At 69.2% G+C, this 25,527-nt stretch carries 20 protein-coding genes, 1 pseudogene and 2 riboswitches; of the genes and pseudogenes, 13 read left to right on the forward strand and 8 right to left on the reverse strand.

Going from position 1 to position 25,527, the window contains the following annotated elements; translation table 11 throughout:
* Positions 1 to 23 precede the first annotated feature (23 nt).
* From ABD022_RS01750 to ABD022_RS01795, 10 genes are all read left to right on the forward strand, one after another.
* The gene (locus ABD022_RS01750; protein ID WP_414647426.1) at positions 24 to 1,859 is read left to right on the forward strand and encodes an autotransporter assembly complex protein TamA; all 1,836 of its coding nucleotides are present in this window, start codon (positions 24 to 26) and stop codon (positions 1,857 to 1,859) included.
* The gene (locus ABD022_RS01755; RefSeq protein ID WP_343819709.1) at positions 1,856 to 5,422 is read left to right on the forward strand and encodes a translocation/assembly module TamB domain-containing protein; all 3,567 of its coding nucleotides are present in this window, start codon (positions 1,856 to 1,858) and stop codon (positions 5,420 to 5,422) included. The genes ABD022_RS01750 and ABD022_RS01755 overlap by 4 nt, the downstream gene beginning before the upstream one ends.
* Positions 5,423 to 5,491: 69 nt before the next feature.
* Complete coding sequence (gene dcd / locus ABD022_RS01760) at positions 5,492 to 6,055, forward strand: dCTP deaminase (RefSeq protein WP_325124654.1); 564 nt, start codon at positions 5,492 to 5,494, stop codon at positions 6,053 to 6,055.
* Between the two features lie 111 nt (positions 6,056 to 6,166).
* Positions 6,167 to 8,431 carry an arginine/lysine/ornithine decarboxylase gene (locus ABD022_RS01765; protein ID WP_325124653.1) on the forward strand — a complete coding sequence of 755 codons (2,265 nt, stop codon included), beginning with the start codon at positions 6,167 to 6,169 and terminating at the stop codon, positions 8,429 to 8,431.
* 5 nt (positions 8,432 to 8,436) lie between these two features.
* A complete protein-coding gene (locus ABD022_RS01770; protein ID WP_343819711.1) occupies positions 8,437 to 9,699 on the forward strand; it encodes a BaiN/RdsA family NAD(P)/FAD-dependent oxidoreductase in 1,263 nt (420 codons plus the stop codon).
* 86 nt (positions 9,700 to 9,785) lie between these two features.
* Positions 9,786 to 10,970, forward strand: coding sequence for a CaiB/BaiF CoA transferase family protein (locus ABD022_RS01775; protein ID WP_325124651.1), 1,185 nt, complete (start codon positions 9,786 to 9,788; stop codon positions 10,968 to 10,970).
* A 60-nt stretch (positions 10,971 to 11,030) separates the two neighbouring features.
* Positions 11,031 to 11,127, forward strand: a riboswitch (glycine riboswitch).
* A 12-nt stretch (positions 11,128 to 11,139) separates the two neighbouring features.
* Positions 11,140 to 11,244, forward strand: a riboswitch (glycine riboswitch).
* A 41-nt stretch (positions 11,245 to 11,285) separates the two neighbouring features.
* Entirely contained in the window at positions 11,286 to 12,368 is a 1,083-nt protein-coding gene (gene gcvT / locus ABD022_RS01780) for a glycine cleavage system aminomethyltransferase GcvT (protein ID WP_343819713.1), read from the forward strand.
* A gap of 57 nt (positions 12,369 to 12,425) precedes the next feature.
* Positions 12,426 to 12,797 carry a glycine cleavage system protein GcvH gene (gene gcvH, locus ABD022_RS01785; RefSeq protein WP_325124649.1) on the forward strand — a complete coding sequence of 124 codons (372 nt, stop codon included), beginning with the start codon at positions 12,426 to 12,428 and terminating at the stop codon, positions 12,795 to 12,797.
* Between the two features lie 56 nt (positions 12,798 to 12,853).
* Positions 12,854 to 15,751, forward strand: a complete 2,898-nt coding sequence (gcvP, locus tag ABD022_RS01790; RefSeq protein ID WP_343819714.1) for an aminomethyl-transferring glycine dehydrogenase — start codon at positions 12,854 to 12,856, stop codon at positions 15,749 to 15,751.
* Positions 15,752 to 16,042: 291 nt separating this feature from the next.
* The gene (locus ABD022_RS01795) at positions 16,043 to 16,252 is read left to right on the forward strand and encodes a tautomerase family protein (protein WP_325124647.1); all 210 of its coding nucleotides are present in this window, start codon (positions 16,043 to 16,045) and stop codon (positions 16,250 to 16,252) included.
* Here the strand turns inward: ABD022_RS01795 and aptA are convergent.
* From aptA to ABD022_RS01810, 3 genes are all read right to left on the reverse strand, one after another.
* Entirely contained in the window at positions 16,249 to 17,574 is a 1,326-nt protein-coding gene (aptA, locus tag ABD022_RS01800; RefSeq protein ID WP_325124646.1) for an omega-aminotransferase AptA, read from the reverse strand. The genes ABD022_RS01795 and aptA overlap by 4 nt on opposite strands.
* 72 nt (positions 17,575 to 17,646) lie before the next feature.
* The gene (locus ABD022_RS01805) at positions 17,647 to 18,159 is read right to left on the reverse strand and encodes a dihydrofolate reductase (RefSeq protein ID WP_325124645.1); all 513 of its coding nucleotides are present in this window, start codon (positions 18,157 to 18,159) and stop codon (positions 17,647 to 17,649) included.
* Between the two features lie 65 nt (positions 18,160 to 18,224).
* Positions 18,225 to 18,890, reverse strand: coding sequence for a winged helix-turn-helix transcriptional regulator (locus ABD022_RS01810; RefSeq protein ID WP_325124644.1), 666 nt, complete (start codon positions 18,888 to 18,890; stop codon positions 18,225 to 18,227).
* A 155-nt stretch (positions 18,891 to 19,045) separates the two neighbouring features.
* Between ABD022_RS01810 and ABD022_RS01815 the strand changes: the two are divergent.
* Both ABD022_RS01815 and ABD022_RS01820 read left to right on the forward strand, forming a co-directional pair.
* A pseudogene (locus ABD022_RS01815) lies at positions 19,046 to 19,429 on the forward strand (YybH family protein); the annotation flags it as partial.
* A gap of 36 nt (positions 19,430 to 19,465) precedes the next feature.
* Positions 19,466 to 19,951 (forward strand): VOC family protein, encoded by a 486-nt coding sequence (locus ABD022_RS01820; RefSeq protein ID WP_343819742.1) that lies wholly within the window; start codon positions 19,466 to 19,468, stop codon positions 19,949 to 19,951.
* Positions 19,952 to 19,988: 37 nt separating this feature from the next.
* Here ABD022_RS01820 and folK read toward each other — a convergent pair whose 3' ends face one another.
* From folK to hda, 4 genes are read right to left on the reverse strand one after another with little or no spacing between them, the layout of a single operon-like run.
* Complete coding sequence (folK, locus tag ABD022_RS01825) at positions 19,989 to 20,495, reverse strand: 2-amino-4-hydroxy-6-hydroxymethyldihydropteridine diphosphokinase (protein WP_325124643.1); 507 nt, start codon at positions 20,493 to 20,495, stop codon at positions 19,989 to 19,991.
* Positions 20,496 to 20,544: 49 nt separating this feature from the next.
* Positions 20,545 to 21,948: a polynucleotide adenylyltransferase PcnB gene (gene pcnB / locus ABD022_RS01830; RefSeq protein ID WP_343819717.1), complete on the reverse strand. Its 1,404-nt coding sequence runs from the start codon at positions 21,946 to 21,948 to the stop codon at positions 20,545 to 20,547.
* A gap of 39 nt (positions 21,949 to 21,987) precedes the next feature.
* Positions 21,988 to 22,692, reverse strand: a complete 705-nt coding sequence (locus ABD022_RS01835; RefSeq protein ID WP_343819719.1) for an HAD family hydrolase — start codon at positions 22,690 to 22,692, stop codon at positions 21,988 to 21,990.
* The gene (gene hda, locus ABD022_RS01840; RefSeq protein WP_325124640.1) at positions 22,689 to 23,426 is read right to left on the reverse strand and encodes a DnaA regulatory inactivator Hda; all 738 of its coding nucleotides are present in this window, start codon (positions 23,424 to 23,426) and stop codon (positions 22,689 to 22,691) included. The genes ABD022_RS01835 and hda overlap by 4 nt, the downstream gene beginning before the upstream one ends.
* 74 nt (positions 23,427 to 23,500) lie before the next feature.
* Here hda and purM point away from each other — a divergent pair, with 74 nt between their 5' ends.
* Positions 23,501 to 24,550 carry a phosphoribosylformylglycinamidine cyclo-ligase gene (gene purM / locus ABD022_RS01845; protein WP_325124639.1) on the forward strand — a complete coding sequence of 350 codons (1,050 nt, stop codon included), beginning with the start codon at positions 23,501 to 23,503 and terminating at the stop codon, positions 24,548 to 24,550.
* Positions 24,551 to 24,560: 10 nt separating this feature from the next.
* Here the strand turns inward: purM and miaA are convergent, their stop codons facing one another.
* Positions 24,561 to 25,505, reverse strand: coding sequence for a tRNA (adenosine(37)-N6)-dimethylallyltransferase MiaA (miaA, locus tag ABD022_RS01850; RefSeq protein WP_325124638.1), 945 nt, complete (start codon positions 25,503 to 25,505; stop codon positions 24,561 to 24,563).
* Between the last annotated feature and the right edge of the window lie 22 nt (positions 25,506 to 25,527).

A 25,527-nucleotide genomic window follows, 5' to 3' on the forward strand; every position in this document is an offset into this window, starting at 1 on the left:
GACACGGCCGGTGCATTGCCGGGATACGCCGGGCCTTGCTTGCCCTGGGGGCCGCGGCCTGCGGCCCGGTGCTGGCCGCTCCTCCGGAAGTCATCATCGATCCGGGCGGCGCGCCGCCCAAAGTGCTACAGGCCATTACCGATGCCGTCGGCGCAATCACCCGCCTGACCGAAGACCAGGATGTGCGCGAAGTCGCGCGCCTGCGCCGGCGAGCCTGGGAAGCGGCCCAGGCCGCCTTGCGAACCCAGGGGTATTTCGATGCGACCGTCACGCTGGACGTATCGCCGGGCGCGGCCAACGGCGGGGAGTTCTGGGACATCTCGATCGACACTGGCGAGCGCACCCGGGTGCGGCAGCTCGGCCTGCGCTTCGAAGGCGCGCTCGCCGGGGATGCCTACGCGGCCCGGCGCCAGTCCCTGCGCGACGACTGGCTGCTCAAGCAGGGCATGCCCTTCATCAACGACGACTGGAGCCGGGCCAAGACCGAGATGCTGGACGCGGCCTCGCGCCAGGATTTCTATTACGCCCGCTATGCGCAGACCCGGGCGGTCGTCGATCCCGGCGCAGCCCAGGCCGACCTGGATGTCGTGCTCGACAGCGGGCCGCCGGTGCGGCTGGGTGAATTGCAGATCATCGGCCTGAAGCGGGTGCCCGAATCCCTGATCCGGCGCTACGTGCGCTACGATCCGGGCGATGCCTACGACCAGACGCGTCTGGAAGACTGGCAGCAGGCGCTTCAGTCCACCACGTTTTTCCGGGGTGCCTTCGTCACCCTGGCCGACGGGACGCCGCCGGCCCAGGCGGCGGACGCATCCGCCGATGCGGCCGGGGAAGCGCCGGCAAGCGTCGCGCCGCCGCCGCGTCCCGAGGGCGACGATCCGGTCACGCTGCCCGTACGCGTCCAGGTGACCGAGGGCCCCGCCCGCTACGCCAGCGGTTCCCTTGGCGTGGACAGCGATCACGGCGTGCGGGTGGAAGGCCTGTACCGGCAGAACGTGGTCTACGGCCTGCCGGTCTGGATCGAGACCGGCGCCGGGGTCGATACGAAGCGCCAGCGTGCCTTCTTCGACGTGCACCTGCCGCCCGGCATGGACGGCAGCGAGGACAGTTTCGGCCTGCTGTACGACCATTCCGACATCGAGGGCCTGGAAACCAGCCGCGCGGGCCTGGGCTGGAAGCGCAGCCAGACGCGCAAGGCAGCCGGCCGCAGCCGCGTCGAATACGAAGTGCGCTGGGGCGCTCTGGTCGCCTACGACAAGACCCGCATCTCCGGCGATTCGCGCTACGAAGTCCCCAGCTGGGCGGCCACCTGGCAGTGGCTGCGCCGTGACGTGGATTCGAAATACAACCCGCGCGAAGGCAATCTGGTCGAGTTCGGCCTGGGCGTGGGCACGACCCTGGACGATGGCAAGGCCTTCTACCGCAGCAGCCTGCGCGCCCAGCAATGGTGGCCGATCGGTGAGCGCGACGTGCTGACCGTGCGGGGCGAGGTCGGCAAGGTCTGGGCGCATACCGACCGCCTGCCGCAGGACTTCTCCTGGCGTACCGGGGGATCGCGCAGCATCCGGGGCTACCGCTACCAGAGTATCGGCCTGGAGCGCGGCGACGCCATCATCGGCGCGCCCGCGCTGGGCGTGGCCAGCATCGAATACACGCACTACTTCACCGACGTCCTGGGCGCCAACCTGTTCGTGGATGCGGGCGACGCGGCCGAATCCTTCGGCCAGTTCGACTGGCACCTGGGCTACGGGGCGGGCCTGGCGGTGCGCACCCCGGCCGGGCCGTTCTTCGTCGACCTGGCGTGGGCGCAGAAAGACCGGCGCCTGCGGCTGCAGTTTTCCCTGGGGATCGCGTTTTGAAGACCAGGATCTGGCGCGGCCTGCGGGCTTTCGGAATCTGGGGGTTGCCGCCCATCGTGCTGGCGCTGGCGTTGGCCGTGGGCTTCGCCGTCTGGTGCGTTTCCAGCGCGGCGGGCACCCGCTGGCTGTTGCGCACGGTGGCGGGCCAGCTCGATGGCGAGGTCCATGGCGTGCGCGGTACCCTGGTCCACGGGCTCTACGTCGAGGGGCTGTCGCTTGGACTGGCCGACGCGGACGTCCGTGTGGTCGGGCTGCACCTGAAGGCGCTCTGGCCGGAATTGCTGGACCGCCGCCTGCACATCAACGACCTGTCGGCCGTGCGCGTGGATGTGGACCTGCGCACCGCGCCGTCCGCCGCCCCCGCGCAGGATGAACCCTTCACGATGCCGGCACTGCCCCTGGGCCTGCGGGTCGACCGGCTGGCGCTGGGGGGGCTGGGCCTGCGCGTGAACGGAGAGCCGCTGCCCGTCGATCTGCTGTCGGTGTCGACCGCCCTGACCCTGGATGCCCATACGGCGACCGTGATGCTGGACCAGCTGCAGGCGGCGCACGGCGACACGCTGCTGCGGTTGCAGGGCAGCCTTGCCCTGCGCGGGCTGGCGGCGCCCTGGCCCTTCGAGCTCAACCTGCACGGCTCGGCCCAGGATCACGGCCCGCAGTCGCCGGTCTGCCTGAGGCGGCTGCTGGCGCCCGGCGACGATGCGAACGGCAGCGAACCGTCTGGAGCCGGAGACGATTGCCGGGTCGAGATCGACCTGCGCCTGGCCGGCACCCTGCAGGCCCTGAACCTGCAGGCCTCCGGACGGGGCGCGGGCATGGAATTGCAGGCCCGGGCCGAAATCCTGCCCGGCCAATCCTTTCCGCTGGGCGCGGCGCAGGCGGACCTGCGGCTGCCGGGCGATACCCGCGTCACGCTCGACGTGCGTCCGCAGGCGCAGGAAGCGGGCGGCCTGCGGCCGATCCTTGCCCAATGGACCGTGCGCCAGCTGAGCCCCGATCCCTGGCTGCCGCCGGGCCTGGGGCCGACCTTGCTCAACCTGAAGGGCGAGCTGCGGGCGCGCCTGGACGCAGAGCAACGGCTGCAGGATCTGGGCCTGGACATGGCATTCGACGGGCCCAATCGCTGGAACGGCCACCCCCTGTCGGGGAAGATCAGGCTGGACCGCCTGTCGCGGGTGGCCGGACCGCTGTTCGATGCGCGCGCGGCGGGGCCGGCGGACTTCATGGGCCTGCGGGTGGCGGGATTGGACGTGGACCTGGCCCTGGGCCCGGATCGAATCCGTGCCGGCGGGGATGCGTCCGTGGCCGCCAGCCGCCTGACGCTGCAGGCCCGATTGCCGGCCCTGGCGGCGCTGTGGCCCGGCCTGCCGGGCGGGGCGGAACTGGATTTTGCCGTTTCCGGCCCGCTGGCCGACCACCAGGGCAGGCTGCAGGCACGCTATGCGCCGCCGGATGCCCGCGACGGTGTTCCCGGGCAGGCGCCCGCGAGCCTGGATCTGGCCTTCGGGGGCGGCTGGACGCAGGCACAGGGCTGGCGCGGCCGGTTGACCGCCTTGCGGGCCGAGCACGCCGGCCTGGTCCTCGACAGCCAGGCAGCCGTGCCCCTGGCGTTCGACGATGCGGGCGGCTGGCAGGTCGGGCAGGCGGACATCGGGCTCGCACTGGACGGCGAAACCTTGCTGCACCTGCGCCATCAGGCGTCGGCCGGTGGGCCGGGCCGCTGGGAAACGCGCGGCCGCATCGATCCCCTGACCATCACTCCGGAGCGCATAGCCCGGCTGCAGGCCTGGCTGGGCCGTGCCGGCGCGCGGCAGGGCGGCGTGCGCACCCACTTGTCCGAGCAGGCCCGGCACAGCCGGCTGGATGCGAGCCTGGACTGGAATCTGGCGTTCGATGGCGCCCTGAGCGGCGACATCCACCTGGCCCGCCAGGGCGGGGACCTGATCGTGCCCGGCGACGTGCCCATCGAGCTGGGGCTGGAGGACGCACGCCTGGACGTCGCCATCCGTCGCACCGGCGCAGGGCTGAGCCGCGCCGACGCCGATCTTCGGATCCGCACCCGCGAGATGGGCAGCGTGCGCCTGCGGGCCGATACGCCGGTCCATGCGACACCGGGGGGCGGCCTGGCCCTGCGGCCGCAGGACGAGCGCCACCTGCGCTTCGAGGCGCAGTCCGAAGACCTGGCCTGGGTGAACCTGCTGCTGGGCGGGCAAATGGAAGTCGGCGGCACGCTGCATGCCGACATCCAGGGCCGCAGCCGCCCGGATGGGCACTGGACATTGTCCGGGCCGCTGCGCGGCGACGGCCTGCGTGTGCTGATCGCCGACCAGGGCGTGCGGCTGCTGGACGGCACGCTGCAGGCGCATTTCGACGGTACCCGGTTGCTGCTGGACCACCTGCGCTTTCCGGCGGTGCGCCGGGTCGTGCCCAAGGAATGGCGCACCGCCACCTGGATCGCGGAAAATCCGGATGCCCAGGGCGGCGGCCTGGACGTGTCGGGCGCCTGGGACCTGGCGGCGGGCGATGGCCAGGCGGACATCGCCTTCCGGCGCTACCCGATCCTGCAGCGCTCGGATCGCTACGCCATGGTCAGCGGCGACATCCAGGTCCGGATGACCCTGCCGGAAATCCGCATCGGCGGCAAGATCACGGCGGACGCCGGATGGTTCGACCTGGACATGCTCAACGCCATTCCGGCGCTGGACGGCGACGTGGTGGTCCTCGCCCCGGGGCAGACCATGGAATCCCTGGCCTGCCCGGATGCGCCGGCGCAGGCCGCGGGTCCGTGCCCGGGATCGTCGCCGCCCCTGGACCTGGCGGCCAACCTGACGATCGACCTGGGGCCGCGCTTCTACCTGACCGGCTTCGGCGTGAACTCGGGCCTGGTCGGCAGCATGGATCTGCGCCTGCAGGACGGCAAACTCACGGCACTGGGCCAATTGCGCACCCGCGGCGGCTCGATCGATGCCTACGGCCAGCACCTGCAGCTGCGGCGCGGCACCATCACCTTCCAGGGGGACGTGGCCAATCCGGTGCTCGACATCCAGGCCTTGCGCACCGATGTGGCGGTGCAGGCCGGGGTCCGGGTGGCCGGCACCGCGCGGCGCCCGCGCATCGACCTGATGTCGCGCCCCGAGGTCAGCGAGACCGAAAAGCTGTCCTGGCTGCTGCTGGGGCATGGGCCCGACCAGGGCGGCGCGGACATGTCGCTGCTGTTCTCGGTGGGCAGTTCCTTCCTGTCGGGCGGCGAGCCGTTCTACAAGCGCTTCGGGCTGGACGAACTGAGCATGCGTTCGGGCGAACTGGGCAGCACCGGCAGCATCCTGCCCGTCGAAAGCGTGGTGAGCGGCCTGGATGCGGGCGCCAGCCCCATCGAGCAGCGTTTCGTGCTGGCCGGCAAGGCCCTGACCGATGATCTGCGGCTCAGCCTGGAGCAGGCCCTGGCGCAGACCGGCACCGTGGCGCGGCTCAGCTACCGCCTGATGCGCAACCTGCGGGCCGAGGTCACCACGGGCACTGTCAGCGGCCTGGCGCTGGTCTATCGCTGGTTCTCGATGGACTGATCGCGGGCCGGGTGCGCCGCGTGCTGGTGATGTGCCTTAAAATACCGCAACTTTGAACAGAGGGCGCCCATGAGCATCAAAAACGACCGCTGGATCCGGCGCGCCGCGCAGGCCGGCATGATCGAACCCTTCGAGCCCGGCCAGGTGCGCTCGGTCGACGGCCAGCGGATCGTCAGCTACGGCACCAGCAGCTATGGCTACGACGTGCGCTGCGCCAACGAATTCAAGATCTTCACGAACATCAACTCCACCATCGTCGACCCCAAGGCCTTCGATGAGAAGTCCTTCGTGGATTTCGTGGGCGACGTCTGCATCATTCCGCCCAATTCCTTCGCCCTGGCCCGCACGGTCGAATACTTCCGCGTCCCGCGCTCCGTGCTGACCGTGTGCCTGGGGAAAAGCACCTATGCCCGTTGCGGCATCATCGTCAACGTCACGCCGCTGGAGCCCGAATGGGAAGGCCACGTGACGCTGGAATTTTCCAACACCACCCCCCTGCCGGCAAAGATCTACGCGGGCGAGGGCTGCGCCCAGATGCTGTTCTTCGAAAGCGACGAGGTCTGCGAGACCTCCTACGCCGACCGGGGGGGCAAGTATCAGGGCCAGCAGGGGGTCACGCTGCCCCGCACCTAGCGTGCGCCCCGGCGGATTCTTGAATAGACGGACGACGCGAGCAGCGCACCAGCAGCCGGCTCCGGGCATCAGCCCGGGGCCGGGGTTTTTTGGCCCGACACGGTGAATGCCATGAAATTTCGTTTCCCCATCGTCATCATCGACGAAGACTATCGCTCCGAGAATGCCTCGGGCTTCGGCATCCGCGCCCTGGCGGCCGCCATCGAGGCCGAGGGCGTCGAGGTCCTGGGGGTCACCAGCTACGGCGACCTGAGCTCCTTTGCGCAGCAGCAGAGCCGCGCCAGCGCCTTCATCCTGTCGATCGACGACGAGGAATTCGACGAGGATTCCCCCGAAGACGTCGCCAACGCGATCAAGAACCTGCGCGCCTTCATCGGCGAACTGCGCTTTCGCAACGAAGACATCCCCATCTACCTGTACGGCGAGACGCGCACCTCGCAGCACATCCCCAACGATATCCTGCGCGAACTGCACGGCTTCATCCACATGTTCGAGGACACGCCGGAATTCGTCGCGCGCCACATCATCCGCGAGGCCCGAGCCTATCTGGACAGCCTGCCGCCGCCGTTCTTCCGCGAACTGCTGGAATATGCCTCCGACGGCTCCTATTCCTGGCATTGCCCCGGGCACTCGGGCGGGGTGGCCTTCCTGAAGAGCCCCGTGGGCCAGATGTTCCACCAGTTCTTCGGCGAGAACATGCTGCGCGCCGACGTCTGCAACGCGGTCGACGAACTGGGCCAGCTGCTGGACCACACCGGCCCGGTGGCCGAGTCCGAGCGCAACGCGGCGCGCATCTTCCATGCCGACCACTGCTTCTTCGTCACCAACGGCACGTCCACGTCCAACAAGATCGTCTGGCACGCCAACGTGGCCGCGGGCGACGTGGTGGTGGTGGACCGCAACTGCCACAAGTCGATCCTGCACGCCATCACCATGACCGGCGCCATCCCGGTGTTCCTGCGCCCCACGCGCAACCACCTGGGCATCATCGGCCCGATTCCGCTGGAAGAATTCGACCCGGAAAACATCCGCAGGAAGATCGAGGCCAACCCCTTCGCGCGCGAGGCGGCCAACAAGCGCCCGCGCATCCTGACGCTGACGCAGAGCACCTACGACGGCGTGATCTACAACGTCGAGATGATCAAGGAAAAGCTCGGCTCGGAAATCGACACCCTGCACTTCGACGAGGCCTGGCTGCCGCACGCGGCCTTCCACGAGTTCTACGAGGACATGCACGCCATCGGCCCCAACCGGCCGCGCAGCAAGGACACGATGATCTACGCCACGCACTCCACGCACAAGCTGCTGGCGGGCCTGTCGCAGGCTTCCCAGATCGTGGTGCAGGACTGCGAGTCGCGCCAGCTCGACCGCAACATCTTCAACGAGGCGTTCCTGATGCACACCTCGACCTCGCCGCAGTACGCCATCATTGCGTCCTGCGACGTGGCGGCGGCCATGATGGAACCCCCCGGGGGCACAGCCCTGGTCGAGGAATCCATCCGCGAGGCCCTGGATTTCCGCCGCGCCATGCGCAAGGTCGAGTCCGAGTTCGGCAAGAACGACTGGTGGTTCAAGGTCTGGGGCCCCAACCGCCTGGTGGCCGAAGGCATCGGCAACCGCGAGGACTGGGTCCTGGGCTCGGGCGACGAATGGCACGGTTTCGGCGACCTGGCCGAAGGCTTCAACATGCTCGACCCGATCAAGGCCACGGTGGTGACGCCGGGGCTCGATATTTCGGGCACTTTTGCCGATTCCGGCATTCCGGCGGCGCTGGTCTCGCGCTACCTGGTCGAGCACGGCGTGGTGGTGGAAAAGACCGGCCTGTATTCCTTCTTCATCCTGTTCACCATCGGCATCACCAAGGGGCGCTGGAACACCCTGCTGACCGCCCTGCAGCAGTTCAAGGACGATTACGACCGCAACCAGCCGCTGTGGCGCGTGCTGCCCGAATTCAGCGGCGCCCACAAGCGCTACGAGCGCATGGGGCTGCGCGATCTGTGCCAGAAGATCCACGAGGCCTACCGCCACTACGATTTCGCGCGCCTGACCACACGGGTGTATCTGAGCGACATGGTGCCGGCCATGCGCCCGGCCGACGCCTACGCGCACATGGCCCACCGCGAGGTCGAGCGCGTGCCGGTCGACCGGCTCGAGGGCCGCGTCACCGGGGTGCTGCTGACCCCCTATCCGCCGGGCATCCCGCTGCTGATTCCGGGCGAGCGCTTCAACCGCGACATCGTCGATTACCTGAAATTCACCCAGGAATTCAACCAGCAGTTCCCCGGTTTCGAGACCGACGTGCACGGGCTGGCGTACGAGACCGACGAGCAGGGCCGGCGGCACTACTACGTGGACTGCATCCGCGAAGGCGCCTGATCTTCGTGGGCGAACGTTTCGATGCCGCGGTCGTGGGCGCCGGCGCCGCCGGCATGATGACGGCGGCGGTGGCGGCGCAGCGCGGCCTGCGGGTGGTGCTGGTCGACCATGCGGAACGCCTCGCCGAGAAAATCCGCATCTCCGGAGGCGGGCGCTGCAATTTCACCAACCTGGGCGCCAGCCCCACGCAGTTCCTGTCGCGCAATCCCGATTTTTGCCGCTCCGCCCTGCGGGCCTACGGGCCTGGCGATTTCCTGGACCTGTTGCGCACGCACCGTGTGTCCTGGCACGAGAAGCACCGCGGCCAGCTGTTCTGCGACGATTCCAGCGAATCCGTCATCCGGGTCCTGCGCCGCGAATGCGAAGCGGGCGGGGTGCATTGGCGCATGCCGTGCACCGTCCGGGACGTCGGCCGGGACGCGGACGGTTTCCGGCTCGACACCGATGCCGGCCCGATCCGGGCCGCGCGCCTGGTGCTGGCGACCGGCGGCATGGCGATCCCGCAATTGGGCGCCACCGATTTCAGCCTGCGGATCGCGCGCCAGTTCGGCCTGCGCATCGTGGAACCGCGGCCGGCGCTGGTGCCGCTGACGTTCGACGCGGACCTGTGGCGGCCCTATGCCGCCCTGGCGGGCGTTTCCCTGGAAGTCCGCCTGTCGCATCAGGCTCCGGCGGCAGAAGGCGGCGGGCAGCGGGCCCGCCGGCCGGCGTGTGCCGAATTCCTGGAAGATCTGCTGTTCACCCACCGTGGCCTGTCGGGGCCGGGCATCCTGCAGATCTCCAGCCATTGGCGCCCGGGCGATCCGATCCGCATCGACCTGGCGCCCGGCCGGGACATGGGCTCCGCCCTGGTGGCCGCCAAGTCCGGCAGCCGCCAGACCGTGGCCGCCGCGCTGGCCCAGTCCTGGCCGCGGCGTCTGGCCGAGGCCTGGCTGGGTACGGCGGGCGAGACCGGCGGCGGCGACCTGGCGGGCCTGGGCGGGCTGCGCCTGGCCGATGCGCCCGATCGCCGCCTGCGCGCCCTGGCCGAGCGCATCCACGGCTGGACGCTGTGGCCCACGGGCACCGCGGGCTACAAGAAGGCCGAGGTCATGAGCGGTGGCGTGGACACGGCGGAACTCGACCAGCGCAGCATGGAATCGCGCCGCTGCCCGGGCCTGCACGTGGTGGGCGAAGCGGTGGACGTCACCGGCTGGCTGGGTGGCTACAACTTCCAGTGGGCCTGGTCTTCGGGCGTGGCCTGCGGCCGGGCGCTGGTTGCTGGCTGAAGCCGCGGAGCGGGCTGGGGACGATGGCGGCGGCCAGGGGCGATAGAATCGCTCGGGTATGCATCGATCGTCATCGGAGAATGGACATGCTCAAACCCCTGGACGGTATCCGGGTGCTGGAAATGGGCCAGCTCATCGCCGGGCCGTTTGCCGCGAAGATCCTGGGCGAATTCGGCGCCGGGGTCATCAAGATCGAGCCTCCGGGCCAGGGCGACCCGCTGCGCAACTGGCGGCTGCTGCACGACGGCACCTCGGTCTGGTGGCAGGTGCAGTCGCGCAACAAGCAGTCCGTGACCATGGACCTGCGCCAGCCGGAGATCCAGGCCGTCGTGCGCCGCCTGGTGGCCGAATGCGACGTAGTGGTCGAAAACTTCAAGCCGGGCACGCTGGAATCCTGGGGGCTGGGCTGGGACCACTTGCGGGCGGTCAATCCGCGTCTGGTCATGCTGCGCGTTTCGGGCTATGGTCAGACCGGCCCCTACCGCGACCGGCCCGGTTTCGGCGTGGTTGCCGAGGCCATGGGCGGCCTGCGGCATCTCAGCGGCGAGCCAGGCCGCACCCCGGTGCGCGTGGGCGTGTCCATCGGCGATTCCCTGTCGGCCCTGCACGGCGTCATCGGCGTGCTGCTGGCGCTGCGCGCGCGCGACCGCGACGGCGTGGGCCAGATGGTCGACGTGGCGCTGTACGAATCGGTCTTCAACATGATGGAAAGCCTGCTGCCCGAATATGCGGTGTTCGGCGAGGTCCGCCAGCCGGCCGGCAGCAGCCTGCCCGGCATCGCGCCCAGCAACGCCTATGCCTGCCGCGACGGCTATGTGCTGATCGCCGGCAACGGCGACAGCATCTTCCGCCGCCTGATGCAGGCCATCGGCCGCGAGGATCTCGGCAGCGATCCCGACCTGGCCCACAATGCCGGCCGCGTGGCGCAGGTGGACCGCATCGATGGCGCCATCGGGGACTGGGCGGCGTCGCGCACCCAGGACGAGGTCCTGGAAATCCTGAACGCGGCGCGCATCCCGGCCGGCCGCATCTACGACATCGCCGACATCGCCGCCGATCCGCACTACCGGGCCCGCGACATGATCCTGGATCAGCCGCTGCCCGACGGCACGCCGTGCCAGGTGCCGGGGATCGTGCCGAAACTGTCGGCCACCCCGGGCGGCATCCGCTCGCGGGCGCCCGCCCTGGGCGAGCATACCGACGCGGTGCTGGGGCGCTTGGGCGTCGATGCGGACACGCTCGCCCGCTGGCGGAAACAGGGGTACATCTGAGCGCCCGGGGGTGATTGTTGAACCCCCCCGTTTCAGAGTATGCTTCACCCTTGCTGTCACCCGATGCGGGTGGGAGAGCGCCGCCCCGCGCATCGGGCGGCCGCCGAAGGCGCAATTCGCCCAGAATCGCTCAGGCACCCCGTACCATCCGCATGATGCCGTCGTTGCATCGCAGCATTCTGGAGAGACCCGCCCCCCGTTCCGGGTGCGGGCGCCGAAGGTGAAACCCCTGCAGTGCGGGGCAACTCTCAGGCAAAAGGACAGAAGGGCGCTGCCGGCATCCCATGCCGCCCCTTTTCCTCGTCCGGAGTTTCCATGCCCGCGCAAACCCCCCTGTACGAAACCCACGTCGCCCTGGGTGCCAAGATCGTCGATTTCGGAGGCTGGGACATGCCCCTGGCCTACGGTTCGCAGCTCGAAGAACACCATGCGGTACGCCGCGCCGCCGGCATGTTCGACGTGTCCCACATGCTCAACGTCGACGTCACCGGCGAACGCGCCCCGGACTACCTGCGCCACCTGCTGGCCAACGACGTGGCCCGCATCGCCGGCCAGCCGGGCAAGGCCCTGTATTCCTGCATGCTGCGTCCCGACGGCGGAGTGATCGACGACCTGATCGTCTATTTCTTCGCCCCGGACCGCTGGCGCGTGGTCGTCAACGCCGGCACGGCGGACAAGGACGTCGCCTGGATGCGCGAGCAGGCCGCCGATTTCGGCGTGGCCGTTGCGCCCCGGCGCGACCTGGCCATGGTGGCCGTGCAGGGCCCCGATGCGCGCGAGGCCGTCTGGGCCGTGCATCCCGACTGGAAACCCGCCACCCAGGACCTGAAGCCCTTCACCGGCACCCTCATCGACGAAAACACGCTGGTGGCGCGCACCGGCTACACCGGGGAAGACGGTTTCGAGATCGTCCTGTCCGCCACCGCGGTCAAGGCATTCTGGGATGCCCTGGCCCAGGCCGGCGTGCGCCCGTGCGGCCTGGGGGCGCGCGATACGCTGCGCCTGGAAGCCGGCATGAATCTCTACGGCCAGGACATGGACGAGACGGTCCATCCCCTGGAATCCGGCCTGGGATGGACCGTTTCCTTCAAGGACGAATCCCGCGACTTCATCGGCCGCGCCGCCCTGGAATCCGCCTCGAAGGCCCGCGAGCTGGTCGGCCTGAAGCTGCTCGACCGCGGCATCATGCGCGGCCACATGAAAGTCCGCATCGCCCAGGGCGAAGGCGAACTCACCAGCGGTTCCATGGCGCCCACGCTGGGCTTTTCCATCGGCCTGGCCCGCGTGCCGGCCGGCTCGGCGCCGGGCGACCGCGCCGAAGTCGAGATCCGCGGCAAGTGGCTGCCCGCCGAGATCGTGCGTCCGCCGTTCGTGCGCAACGGCAAGGCCCTGGTCTGACCGCGCCCGCATTCTTTACCTTTTTCCATCCTCCATCACTGACAACGGGGTACCATCATGTCCATTCCCAACGACCGCAAGTACACGGCCACCCACGAATGGGTCAAGGCCGACGGCGACTGCTTCCTGGTCGGCATCACCGACGACGCACAGGACCAGCTCGGTGACCTGGTCTTCGTCGGCGACGTCCAGGTCGGCGCGCACCTGGCCGCCGGCGACACCGCCGCGGTGGTCGAATCCGTCAAGGCCGCCTCGGACATCTACGCGCCGGTGGCCGGCGAGATCGTCGCCTTCAACGAGGCCCTGAACGACCAGCCCGCCCTGATCAACGAAGCCGCCTACGAGCAGTGGATCTTCAAGATCAAGCCCGACAACGCCGCCGACGTCGACGGCCTGATGGACGCCGCCGCCTACGAGGCCCAGGCCTGATCGCAGCCGCGCCCGCAACCTCCTGATTCACTCGGTTCTACCCCGGAGACCCTCCCATGCTGCGCGACTCCGCCACGCATTCCGAATTCATCGCCCGCCACATCGGGCCGTCCGAAGCCGACCAGCGCGCCATGCTGGCGGCCATCGGCGCCACCAGCCTGGACGCCCTGATCCAAGAGGTCGTGCCGGAAAACATCCTGTCCGACGCACCGTACCTGGACCTGCCCGGTCCCCTGAGCGAAGTGGAAGCGCTGGCGGACCTGAAGGCCATCGCCGGACGCAACCAGGTCCTGCGCAGCTACATCGGCCAGGGCTACTACGGCACCTACGTGCCGCACGTGATCCTGCGCAACATCCTGGAGAACCCCGCCTGGTACACCGCGTACACGCCATACCAGCCGGAGATCTCCCAGGGCCGCCTCGAAGCCCTGCTGATCTACCAGACGATGATCGCCGACCTGACGGGCCTGGACATCGCCAATTCGTCGCTGCTCGACGAAGCCACGGCCGCGGCCGAAGCCATGACCCTGGCGCGCCGCGTCTCGCGCGCCAAGTCCGACCGCTTCTTCGTGTCCGTCCATGTCCATCCCCAGACCCTGGAAGTCCTGCGCACGCGCGCTTCCGGCCTGGGTATCGAACTGGTGGTGGGCGACGAGGCCGATGGCCTGCCCGACTGCTACGGCGTGCTGCTGCAGTATCCGCACAGCCTGGGTGGCGTGGCCGATTACCGCGCCCTGGCCGAGCAGGCACACGCCGCCGGCGCCGTTGTCGCCGTGGCCACCGACCTGCTGGCCCTGGCGCTGCTGGCGCCACCCGGCCAATGGGGGGCCGACATCGCGGTGGGCTCGGCCCAGCGCTTCGGCGTGCCCATGGGCTACGGCGGTCCGCACGCCGGTTTCATGGCCTGCAAGGACGCCTACAAGCGCAACCTGCCCGGCCGCCTGGTGGGCGTATCCCAGGATGCCCGCGGCGAACCGGCCCTGCGCCTTGCGCTGCAGACTCGTGAGCAGCACATCCGCCGCGAAAAGGCCACGTCCAACATCTGCACCGCGCAGGTGCTGCTGGCCGTGATGGCCGCCATGTACGCCGTATGGCATGGTCCCGAAGGCATCGTCCGCATCGCCCGGCGCGTGGCCGCACACACCGGCCGGCTGGCCGGCGCCCTGCGCGCCATGGGCCTGAAGGTCTGCAACGACACCTACTTCGACACGCTGCACCTGGAAACCGGCAACCGGACCCAGGCGGTGCTGGATGCGGCGGTGGACGGCGGCATGAACCTGCGCCGCGTGGACGACACCCACGTCGCCCTGTCGCTGGACGAAACCGTCGGCGCCCAGGACATCGATACCCTGGTCGGCGTGCTGGCGGCCGGCATGGGCGTGGCGCGTGTCGCCCCCGATTTCTCGTCCGAATCCGACTTCTCGTCCGAATCCGACGGCATCCCGGCGGCCCTGCGCCGCCAGGGCGCCATCCTGGCGCATCCGGCTTTCTCGCGCGTCAAGTCCGAGACCGACATGCTGCGCTACCTGCGCGCCCTGGCCGACAAGGACCTGGCCCTGGACCGCACCATGATTCCGTTGGGCTCCTGCACCATGAAGCTCAACGCCACGGCGGAAATGATCCCGGTGACCTGGCCCGAATTCAGCCACATGCATCCGTTCGCTCCCGCCGGACAGGCACAGGGCTACCAGGAAATGATCGAGCGCCTGTGCGCGGCGCTGTGCGAGATCACCGGCTACGACCGCGTCAGCCTGCAGCCGAATTCCGGTGCCCAGGGCGAATATGCCGGCCTGCTGGCGATCCGCGGCTATCACCAGGCCAACGGCGAGCACCAGCGCAACGTCTGCCTGATCCCGGCGTCGGCGCACGGCACCAATCCGGCCTCGGCCCATCTGGCGGGCATGGATGTGGTGGTGGTGGCCTCGGATGCCAACGGCAACATCGACATGAATGATCTGCGGGCGAAGATCGCCCAGGTGGGCGACCGGCTGGCCGCGCTGATGATCACCTATCCGTCCACGCACGGTGTGTTCGAGACCACGGTCACCGAGATCTGCGACCTGATCCACGAAGCCGGCGGCCAGGTCTACCTGGACGGCGCCAACATGAACGCCATGGTGGGCGTTGCCCAGCCCGGCCGTTTCGGTTCCGACGTGTCGCACCTGAACCTGCACAAGACCTTCTGCATTCCGCATGGCGGCGGCGGCCCGGGCGTCGGCCCGGTGGCGGTGCGCGCGCACCTGGCTCCGTACCTGCCTGGCGCGGTGGGCGAGGACGGCCGCCTGCCGGCGGGCCAGTCCGGCCCGGTGTCGGCCGCACCCTTTGGTTCGGCCAGCATCCTGCCGATCTCGACCCTGTACATCATGATGATGGGCGCCGAAGGCCTGCGCCGCGCCACCCAGGTTGCCATCCTCAATGCCAACTACCTGGCCGCGCGCCTGGCGCCGCACTACCCGATCCTGTATGCCGGCGCCAACGGCCGCGTGGCGCACGAGTGCATCCTGGACATCCGCCCCATCAAGGACGCCAGCGGCATCGGGGCCGAGGACATCGCCAAGCGGCTGATGGACTACGGCTTCCATGCCCCCACCATGAGCTTCCCGGTGGCCGGCACGCTGATGGTCGAGCCGACCGAGTCCGAAGGCCTGGACGAGCTGGACCGTTTCGTGGACGCGATGATCGCCATTCGCCAGGAAATCGCCGCCGTCGAACGCGGCGAGCAGCCGGCCGATGACAATCTGCTGGTCAACGCCCCGCACACGGCGGCCATGTTGCTGGTTCAGGAATGGACGCACCCGTACACCCGCGAACAGGCTGCCTTCCCGCTGCCCGGCATGGCGGCGCGCAAGTACTGGCCGCCGGTCGCCCGGGTGGACAATGCCTGGGGAGACCGCAACCTCAGCTGCGCCTGCCCGCCGGTGGAATCCTATGCCGCCGAGCCCGTGACGGCCTGACCGTCGTTCCCGGCCCGGCCTCCATGGAGACCGGGCCGGCCCCATGCCCCCCCGGCGAGTTCCGAGTTGCACGGACCGCCGGGTTTTTTTTGCCGCCGGGCCGCCCCAAGGCAAAAAGCGCCCCCTTGGGGGGCAGCAAGCCGAAGGCGCAGCGTGGGGGCTTTTTTTGCCTGGCGCCGGGGCGTGCCGAAAAGCGCTAACCTGTCATTCGACTTCATTGCGGTCCGAGCGTGGCGCGGTTTGTGCGTTGCCCGTCCGCATCCTTTGCCGAACCACCACGGAGATTGCTACATGCCCTACGTCAACATCAAGATCACTCGCGAAGGCGCCACCACCGAACAGAAGGCCCGCCTGATCGAGGGCGCCACCCAATTACTGGTGGACGTGCTGGGCAAGAATCCCCAGACCACCTTCGTGGTGATCGAGGAAGTCGACACCGACAACTGGGGCATCGCGGGCGAGCCGGTGACGGCGATCCGGGCACGCGCCCGGAAATCCTAGTCGATCTCGTCCAGGACTTCGGCCACGGTGCCGAACAGCTCGGCGATCTGGGATTCGTCGATGACGAGCGGCGGCGAGAACGCCAGGGTGTCGCCCGTGTAGCGCACCAGCACGCCGCGGTCGAAGCAGCGGGCAAAGACTTCTGCCGCCCGGGCGCCCGGGGCGCCCTCGCGCGGCGCCAGTTCCACACCGGCCACCAGGCCCAGGTTGCGTACGTCGATGACGTGGCGCCGGCCCCGCAGTGCATGGGCGGCTTCCTCGAATGGCGCGGACAGCGCCTCGGCGCGCTGGAAGAGTCCCTCGCGTTCGTAGATGTCCTGGGCCGCCAGGATGGCCGCCGTCGCCATGGGGTGCGCGGAATACGTGTAGCCGTGGAAGAACTCGATGCCGCTGCCGCTGGCATCCAGGATTGCGTCGTGGATGCCGCGCAGCACCGCGACGGCGCCGGCTGGAATGGCGGCGTTGCTGATGCCCTTGGCCATGGTGATCATGTCGGGGGTGACGCCGAAACGGCCGCTGGCCGTGGCCGCGCCCAGCCGGCCGAAGGCCGTGATGACCTCGTCGAAGATCAGCAGGATGCCGTGGCGGGCCGTGATCTCGCGCAGGCGTTCCAGGTAGCCCACCGGCGGGACCAGCACGCCGGTGGACCCCGCCAGGGGTTCGACGATCACGGCGGCGATGGTCGATGCATCGTGCAGGGCGATGATCCGTTCCAGCTCGTCGGCCAGGTGCGCGCCCCATGCGGGCTGGCCGCGCGACCAGGCATTGTGCTCGGGCGCGTGGGTGTGGGGCAGGTGGTCCACGCCGGGCAGCAGGACACCCGAGAAGGTCTTGCGGTTGGGCGAGATTCCGCCCACCGAGATGCCGCCGAAGCCCACGCCGTGATAGCCGCGTTCGCGGCCGATCAGGCGGGTGCGCTGGCCCTCGCCACGCGCCCGGTGGTAGGCCAGGGCGATCTTCAGGGCCGTGTCGACGGATTCGGAGCCCGAATTGGTGAAGAAGATGCGGTCCAGGCCGTCGGGCATCAGCGCCGCGATGCGCGATGCGGCGCGGAAGGAATCCTCGTGGCCGATCTGGAAGCTGGGCGCGTAGTCCAGGTGGCTGGCCTGGCGCGTGATGGCTTCGATGATCTCGGGGCGCGCGTGGCCGGCGTTCACGCACCACAGGCCAGCCGTTCCGTCGAGGATGCGGCGGCCGTCGGCCGTGGTGTAGTACATGCCCTGGGCGCCTGCCAGCAGCCGGGGGTGGGCCTTGAACTGGCGGTTGGCCGTGAACGGCATCCAGAGATTGGACAGGTCGACGGAATCGGATGGCGCGCGCATGGAAAGAGGCCTCTTGCAGTGATGAACTGAGGCCTTCATTCTCGACCCCGGCGGCGGGGCGGGCAAGAGCAGTTACCCTGAGGCCTTCGTGCCCGGGATGCGCCGGTAGGTGACGAAATCGTAGGCCAGGCCGTTTTCGGGCGGCTGGGGCAGGCGCTCGGTCTCGAGCCATTGATCCGCGGGCAGTTCCGGGAACCAGGTGTCGCCCCCAAGGTTGGCGTGGATTTCCGTGGCGATCAGCTCGTCGGCCAGCGGCAGGGCCAGGCGGAAGACCTGTTCGCCGCCGATGACGCAGACCAGGTCGGCGTGCGCGCAGCTGGCCAGGGCGGATTCCAGGCTGGCATGGCATTCCGCGCCTGGCGCGTCGAAGCCGGGATCGCGGCTCAGCACCAGGTTGCGGCGTCCGGGCAGGGGGCGGCCCAGGGACAGCCAGGTCTTGCGGCCCATGACGATGGGATGTCCCAGTGTGCTGCGCTTGAAGTGCGCCAGGTCGGCGGGCAGGCGCCAGGGCATGGCGCCGTCGAGCCCGATCACCCGGTTGTCGGTGTAGGCGACGACCAGGCGGATGGAGGGGGCAGGGGGCATGGCGGGGATTCTCCGTGCTGACATGGGCGCAGTGTAAACCACGCGCCCCGGCGGCCGTCCGCGGCTCAGGCCGCGGCGTCCGGCACGCGAAAGCAGCCCAGGAAACGTTCCAGGGCGGGCCGCAGGCCCGAGATGCGCGCCTGCCCGGCCGCCTCGACGGCATCCAGGTCGGCCGCGCCATAGGCCAGGTGCAGCAGGGTGGTTGGGGATGTGTCCAGGGCCGCCTGGGCCGCCGGATCGTCCGTCCCCTGGCGATGCACGTCCAGCCGTCCCGAAGTCACGCGGGCGGAAAAAGGCTGCCCGTCCAGGACCAGGAGGACCCGGGCGTCCCGGCCCGCTGCGGCTTCCGGCGCGAACAGGGCGCGCATCGACAGCACCATGGCATCCACGTTCAGGGGGGAGCCGCGCACGAAGCCGGGCGAGCGCACGCCCCAGCGGACGAGCTGCAGGAGGATGGGTTCCAGTTCCCGGCCCCAGGGGCTGAGATCGTAGGCCATGCCGCCGCCCGGCGGCGGCAGCCGGCGGCGGATGACGATGCCGGCGGTTTCCAGTTCGGCCAGCCGCTGGGTGAGCACGTTGGCGCTGATCCGTCCCAGGCCGGCTCTCAGGTCGGTGAAACGTTTCGGCCCGAGCATCAGCTCGCGGATGATGAGCAGGGCCCACCGTTCGCCGATCAGGTCCAGTGCGTGGGCGGCAGCGCAGCCGTCGGCATAACTTCTTTTGGTGCTCATGATTGGCAATTGTATCATGTAGTCCTAAAAAACAATTTGTTAGTTAATTTTTAGGATTAAACAATGATATAGTGCGCCGGATGGACGAGCCGCCGCCGAGTGCCGCGATCCCCGCGGTGGGCATGCAGGCGGCCGATACCGATAAGGAGAGAGACATGAAGCAGGAAGACAAGCAGGGCGATGCACAGGCCGGTATCCGGCAGACGCTGGACGACTGGATCGCAGCTGTGGACCGGCACGACCTGGCCGCGCTCGCTGCCTGCTATGCAGCGGATGTGGTGGCCTATGACGCCATCAAGGCGCTGCGTTTTCAGGGCCGTGATCCCTATCTGGCGCATTGGGAACAATGCCTGCAGATGTGCCCGAACAGCGTGCATTTCACGCTCAGGGACCTGGATGTCCAGGCTGCCGATGGCCTGGGCTATGCACATGCGCTGCTGGCCTGCACCGCCGATGGCGAGGCGGGCAACGCCTGGAGCCGCATGACCACCGGCTTCCGGCGCGAGTCCGGCCGCTGGCTCATCGTCCATGAGCACTTCTCCTTTCCCTTCGATCCGAAATCGGGCAAGGCGCTCATGGGCTTGTCCCCCGATGCGGAAGCGGGGCCGGCGCCGATACCGTCCGACATGCACTCGGTGACGCCGCACCTGGTTTGCCGCGACGCGACCAGCGCGCTCGATTTCTACCAGCGGGCTTTTGGCGCGTCCGGAGCCGTCCGGCTGGATGGCCCGGATGGCAAGCTGATGCACGGCTGCCTGTGGATCGGCAATTCCGCCGTGATGCTGATGGAAGAATCGCCTGTCTGCCAGTCCGGCAGCCCGGTCACGCTGGGCGGCACGCCCGTGACCCTGCACCTGTATGTGCCCGATGCGGATGCCGCTTTCGAACGCGCGGTGCGTGCGGGCGCCACGTCCGTCATGGCGCCGGCCGATATGTTCTGGGGCGATCGCTATGGCGTGGTCCAGGACCCCTACGGCCATCGCTGGTCGATCGCGACGCACGTCAGGGATGTGAGTCCGGAAGACATGCGGGCGGCGATGGCCCAGTTCGCCAGCGCCTGATGACGGCATCCGGCCCGGGCATGCACGTCCGGCCGGATCAGTCCAGGTGGCGGATGGGCTGGCCGGCGCAGCGGGCCAGCAGTTCCGGCAGGCTGCCCTGCGCCAGCGTCAGGCCGGGCGCCAGGTCCGCCAGGGGCCGCAGGACGAAGGCGCGTTCGTGCATGCGAGGGTGGGGGACTGTCAGGCTGGGCAGCCCGATGCGCTGGCTGCCGTACAGCAGCAGGTCCAGGTCCAGGGTGCGTGGAGCGTTGCGATAGGGGCGTTCACGGCCGTGGCGTTGCTCGATGGCCTGCAGTGCGGCCAGCAGGTCCAGCGGGGCCAGAGTGGTGTGCAGGCCGGCCACGGCATTGACGTAGTCGGGGCCGGAGGAATCCACCGGCGCGGTGCCGTACAGGGGAGAAAGCCGCAGGCTGGATATGCCGGGCACGCGGCCCAGCTCGGCCGCTGCCTGGCGCACGGTGGCGGCGGCATTGCCCAGGTTGGCGCCCAGGCCGACGTAGGCCTGGACGAAGATAGTATCGGTGGGTGGCGAAGACGGGCTCATGATGGCCGGCGCGCCAGGCTGGGCGGTGCGCGCCTGATCGGCAGGGCGGTCAGACCCCGTCCGGCACCGCAGGGGCCGGCGAAGCACCGTCCGCGGATCGGCCATCCGCGCCGTGGGATGCGCTGCGCCGGCGCCGGCGCTTGCGGGTCGTACCCGAGCCGGTGCGGCGGGCGCTGGCGTGGCCGGCCTGCCAGGCGTCGATCATTTGCGAACGGCGCTCGTCGTTGCTGTCGGACAGGTCCATCCACCATTGGGCCAGGACGCTGTCGACTTCGCGGGCCTCGGCGCGCAGCTGCAGGAAATCCACGGCGGCGCGGAAGCGCGGCTGTTCCATCATGCGCCAGATCGAACGTACGGTGGCGCGCTCGAAGCGCGCCTGCATCAGCCAGATTTCCCGCATGTCCGCCTGGTGGCGGCGCTGGATGGCAAGCTTGTCCATCTGCTCTTCGATCACCGAATCGGCGGCGCGGATCAGGGCCTCGTTGCGTTGAGTGCCCTGGGCGACCAGGGCGGCCCAGCGCTTCTGCACCAGCCGCCACAGCAGGGCGGCAAACAGGAAACTGGGGCTGACGGGCTTGCCCGCGCGTACCCGCGCGTCGGTGCGCGACAGGGCGATTTCCACGAAGGCCTCGCCGCCTTCTTCTTCGAAGATCCGGTCGATCAGCGGGATCAGGCTTTTCATCAGGCCCGAGCGGCGCAGCTCGCGCAGGCAATCCATGGCGTGGCCGCAGGTGAGCAGCTTCAGCGTTTCGTCGAACAGGCGCGAGGCCGGCACATGCTCGATGAGCGGCGCCAGCCGGCTGATCGGCGCCTCGGTGGCCGGGTCGATGCGCGCCCCCAGCTTGGCCTGGAACCGCAGCGCGCGCAGCATGCGCACCGGATCTTCGCGATAGCGCGTTTCCGGATCCCCGATCATGCGCACCACGCGGTTCTTGAGGTCCGCCACGCCCTGGTGGAAGTCGATGACTTCTTCCTTCAGGGGGTCGTAGTACAGCGCATTGATGGTGAAATCCCGCCGTGCGGCGTCTTCTTCGTGCGTGCCGAATTCGTTGTCGCGCAGGATGCGGCCGTGCTCGTCGGTTTCCTGGTTGCCGGAGGACGGCGCGCGGAAGGTGGACGTTTCGATGATTTCCTGGCCGAACACCACGTGCACCAGCTGGAAGCGCCGGCCGATGATGCGGGCCCGGCGGAACAGCGGCCGGACCTGGTTGGGCGTGGCGTTGGTGGCGACGTCGAAGTCCTTGGGTTCCAGGCCGACGATCAGGTCGCGCACCGCGCCGCCCACGATATAGGCGTCGAAGCCGTGCTGGTTCAGGACTTCGCAGACTTTGACGGCATGCCGCGATACCAGGCGCCGGTCGATGCCGTGTTTGTCGCGCGACAGGCGCACCGGGCCGCTGGGCTGGGCAGCGAACAGCCGCGAGACGAAATTCTTGATGGTCTGCTTGAGCATGGCGCGTATTTTAAGGCTTTGTATCGCCGCTGTCCCCGCTCAGGATTTGGCGTCCTGGAGTCCGCCGAACAGATCCAGGATGCGCCAGCCCCGGCCGGCGGCAGTTTCGCGCAGCGCCGCACTGGGATTGGTGGCCACCGGATGGGTCACGGCTTCCAGCAGGGGCAGGTCGTTCATGGAGTCGCTGTAGAACCAGGATTCGGCGAAGTCTTCCAGCTGGCGGCCCTGTTCCTGCAGCCATTGGCGCACCCGCAGGACCTTGCCCGCCTTGAAGCTGGGCGTGCCTTCGATCCGGCCCGTATAGGCGCCCCGGGCGTCGCGCTGCGGGATGGTGGCGATCAGGTGCTCGATGCCCAGCGCCCGGGCGATGGGCGTGGTGACGAAGGCGTTGGTGGCCGTGACGATGGCGCACAGCCCCCCCTGGTCCTGGTGCCGGGCGATCAGCTCGCGTGCGGCGGGCAGGATGCCGGGTTCGACGACCTCGGCCATGTAGTCCAGGTGCCAGCGGTCGAGTTCCTCGGGTCGGCCCAGGCGCAGCAGGCCCAGCATGAAGTCGGCGGCCTCTTCGGCGGACAGCTGGCCTTCGTTGTAGCGGCGCATCAGTTCGTCGTTGCGGCGGCGGGCCGCTTCGGGATCGCCGGCACGGCCAGTGCGCGCCAGGAATTCGGCCCACTGATAGTCGCTGTCGAAAGGCAGCAGGGTGTGATCCAGATCGAACAGGGCCAGGTGGGTCGGCGGGGTCATGGGTTCCTCGGGGCGGCCGGCGTACCGGCCAGCAGGTCTTTCAGCAAGGGCAGGGTGATGGGGCGATGGCGCGCCAGGGAATACTGGTCCAGGGTGTCGATCAGCGCCGTCAGGCGGCCCATGTCGCGGTCGCAGCGGGTCAGGATCCAGCGCAGCACTTCGTCGGACAATTGCAGCCCGCGCTGCTGGGCGCGGTCGCGCAGGGCCTGGGCACGGTCCTCGTCGGACAGCTGCTCCAGGCGGTAGACCAGGTCCCAGCCCAGGCGGGTGCGCAGGTCTTCGCGCAGCGGCATGGTCAAGGGTGCGCGGTCGCCCGCCGTCAGCAGGGCGAAGGCGCCCGTCGTGCCCGCGGCGGTGCGCCAGCGGTTGAACAGGGCGAACAGCGCGGCCTGGGCGGCCGGGTTCAGGTCGGCGACGTCGTCCACCGCCACCAGGGACAGGGACTGGTCTTCGTCGGTGGCCAGGGCGTGCAGCCGCTGTGCCGGGGAACGCGCGTCCAGGTAGTGGCAGCCCGCGCCCTGCGCCCGGGCGCGAAGCAGGTGGCTGCGTCCCGAGCCGACACCGCCCCACAGGTACACGGCGCGTCCGGGGCCGAGCAGCCGCACGGCTTCCAGTGCAGCCAGGTTCGCACCGGGCACGAAACCGTCCAGCGACGGCATCGTGCCCGGCAGGATGTCGAGCAATAATTGCTGCGCCTGGGCTTGCGAGGAAGGCTGTCTCGGGGCGTGCGTCATGCTGAAAGGAACTTCATCGTAAAATCAGGCAAATATCCAAACCTGCAATTCTTGCACATTCGGCGGTTTTTCTCATGACACAAGGCACCCCTCCCTCCATGACCTACCGCGATGCCGGGGTCGACATCGATGCCGGCGATGCGCTGGTCGACCGCATCAAGCCCCTGGCCGCCCGCACCATGCGGTCCGGCGTCATGGCGGGGATCGGCGGCTTCGGCGCCCTGTTCGAAGTCCCGCGCCATCTGCGCGAACCGGTCCTGGTTTCCGGAACCGACGGCGTGGGCACCAAGCTGCGCCTGGCCTTCGAATGGCAGCGGCACGACACGGTCGGCATCGACCTGGTCGCCATGAGCGTCAACGACATCCTGGTCCAGGGCGCCGAGCCCCTGTACTTCCTGGATTACTTCGCCTGCGGCAAGCTGTCCGTGGATACGGCGGCCCGCGTCGTGGGCGGCATTGCGCGCGGTTGCGAACTCGCCGGCTGCGCCCTGATCGGCGGCGAGACGGCAGAGATGCCCGGCATGTATCCGGACGGCGAATACGACCTGGCTGGCTTTGCGGTCGGCGCGGTCGAGAAGTCCGCGATCATCGATGGCGCCGGCATCCGGGCAGGCGATACGGTGCTGGGCCTGGCTTCCAGCGGCGCCCATTCCAACGGCTATTCCCTGGTGCGCAAGATCCTGCAGCATGCCGGCGCGCGTCCCGACCAGGACCTGGGCGGCCGCCCCCTGGGCGACGTGGTCATGGAACCCACCCGCATCTACGTCAAGTCCGTGCTGGCCGCCCTGGCGGCCCACGGCGCGGGGATCAAGGGGCTGGCGCACATCACCGGCGGCGGCCTGCTGGAAAACGTGCCCCGCATCCTGAAGCCCGGCCTGTGCGCACGCCTGCATCGCGATGCCTGGCAGTGGCCGGCGCTGTTCCAATGGCTGCAGGCCCAGGGCGGCGTGGCCGATCAGGAAATGGCGCGCGTGTTCAACTGCGGCATCGGCATGGTGCTGGTGGTGGATGCGGCCCAGGCCGACGCCATCGCCGCCACCCTGCGCGCGCAAGGCGAAACCGTCTACACGCTGGGTGCCATCGAAGCCCAGGCCGAAGGCGGCGCACAGACCATCGTGGCCTGATCCCGGGGGGTCAGCCCCCCAGCGCCTGCTCGCAGTGCCACGCGGCTTCGGCCGCGGCCCGATCCGACAGACAATCCACGCTGCGCCGCTGCGGCAGCGACCGCAGCCAGGTGATCTGCCGCTTGGCCAACTGGCGGGTGGCGGTGATCGCCTGGCCGATGGCCTCGTCGAGCGTGATCCGGCCATCCAGATGGTCCCAGAGCTGCCGATAGCCCACGCAACGGATGGACGGCAGGCCCGGATGCAGGTCGGCGCGCGCATGCAGGGCACGGACTTCATCCAGCAGCCCGGCGCCGATCATGGCCCGGTAACGCTGCGCGATGCGTGCATGCAGCACCGACCGGTCGGACGGCTCCAGGCTGATGGTCTCGAAGCGCCAGCCGGGCAGCGCCGGCCGTGGCGGTTCGGCCAGCCAGTCGCTCAGGGTCCGGCCGCTGCCTCGCCAGACTTCCAGTGCGCGCTGCAGGCGCTGGCTGTCGTTGGGCGCCAGCCGGGCGGCCGTGGCCGGATCCACGCGGGCCAGTTCAGCGTGCAGGGCCGGCCAGCCCCGCGCGCCGGCTTCTTCGTCGAGTTGCCGGCGGATTTCCGGGTCTGCCTCGGGCAGGTCGTTCAGCCCTTCGCGCAATGCCTTGTAGTACAGCATCGTGCCCCCGCACAGCAGGGGAATCCGGCCGCGTGCACGGATGTCCCGGGCCAGTGCGGCCGCATCCCGGGCGAATTCGGCGGCGGAATAGGCCTGCGACGGGTCGCGGATATCAAGCAGGTGGTGCGGCACGCGCGCGCGTTCTTCGGCCGTGGGCTTGGCCGTGCCGATATCCATGCCGCGATAGATCGTGGCCGAATCCATCACGATGATTTCGATGGGCCAGCGCTCGGCCAGGGCCAGCGAGGCGGCGGACTTGCCGGAGGCCGTCGGGCCGGCCAGGCAGATCAGGACGGGAAGATGCTCGGACATGGGGGAGATTATCGCCGACCGC

Origin of the sequence: Castellaniella daejeonensis, from assembly GCF_039523555.1 — a bacterium.
In the GTDB taxonomy this organism is placed as follows: Bacteria; Pseudomonadota; Gammaproteobacteria; order Burkholderiales; family Burkholderiaceae_B; genus Castellaniella; species Castellaniella daejeonensis.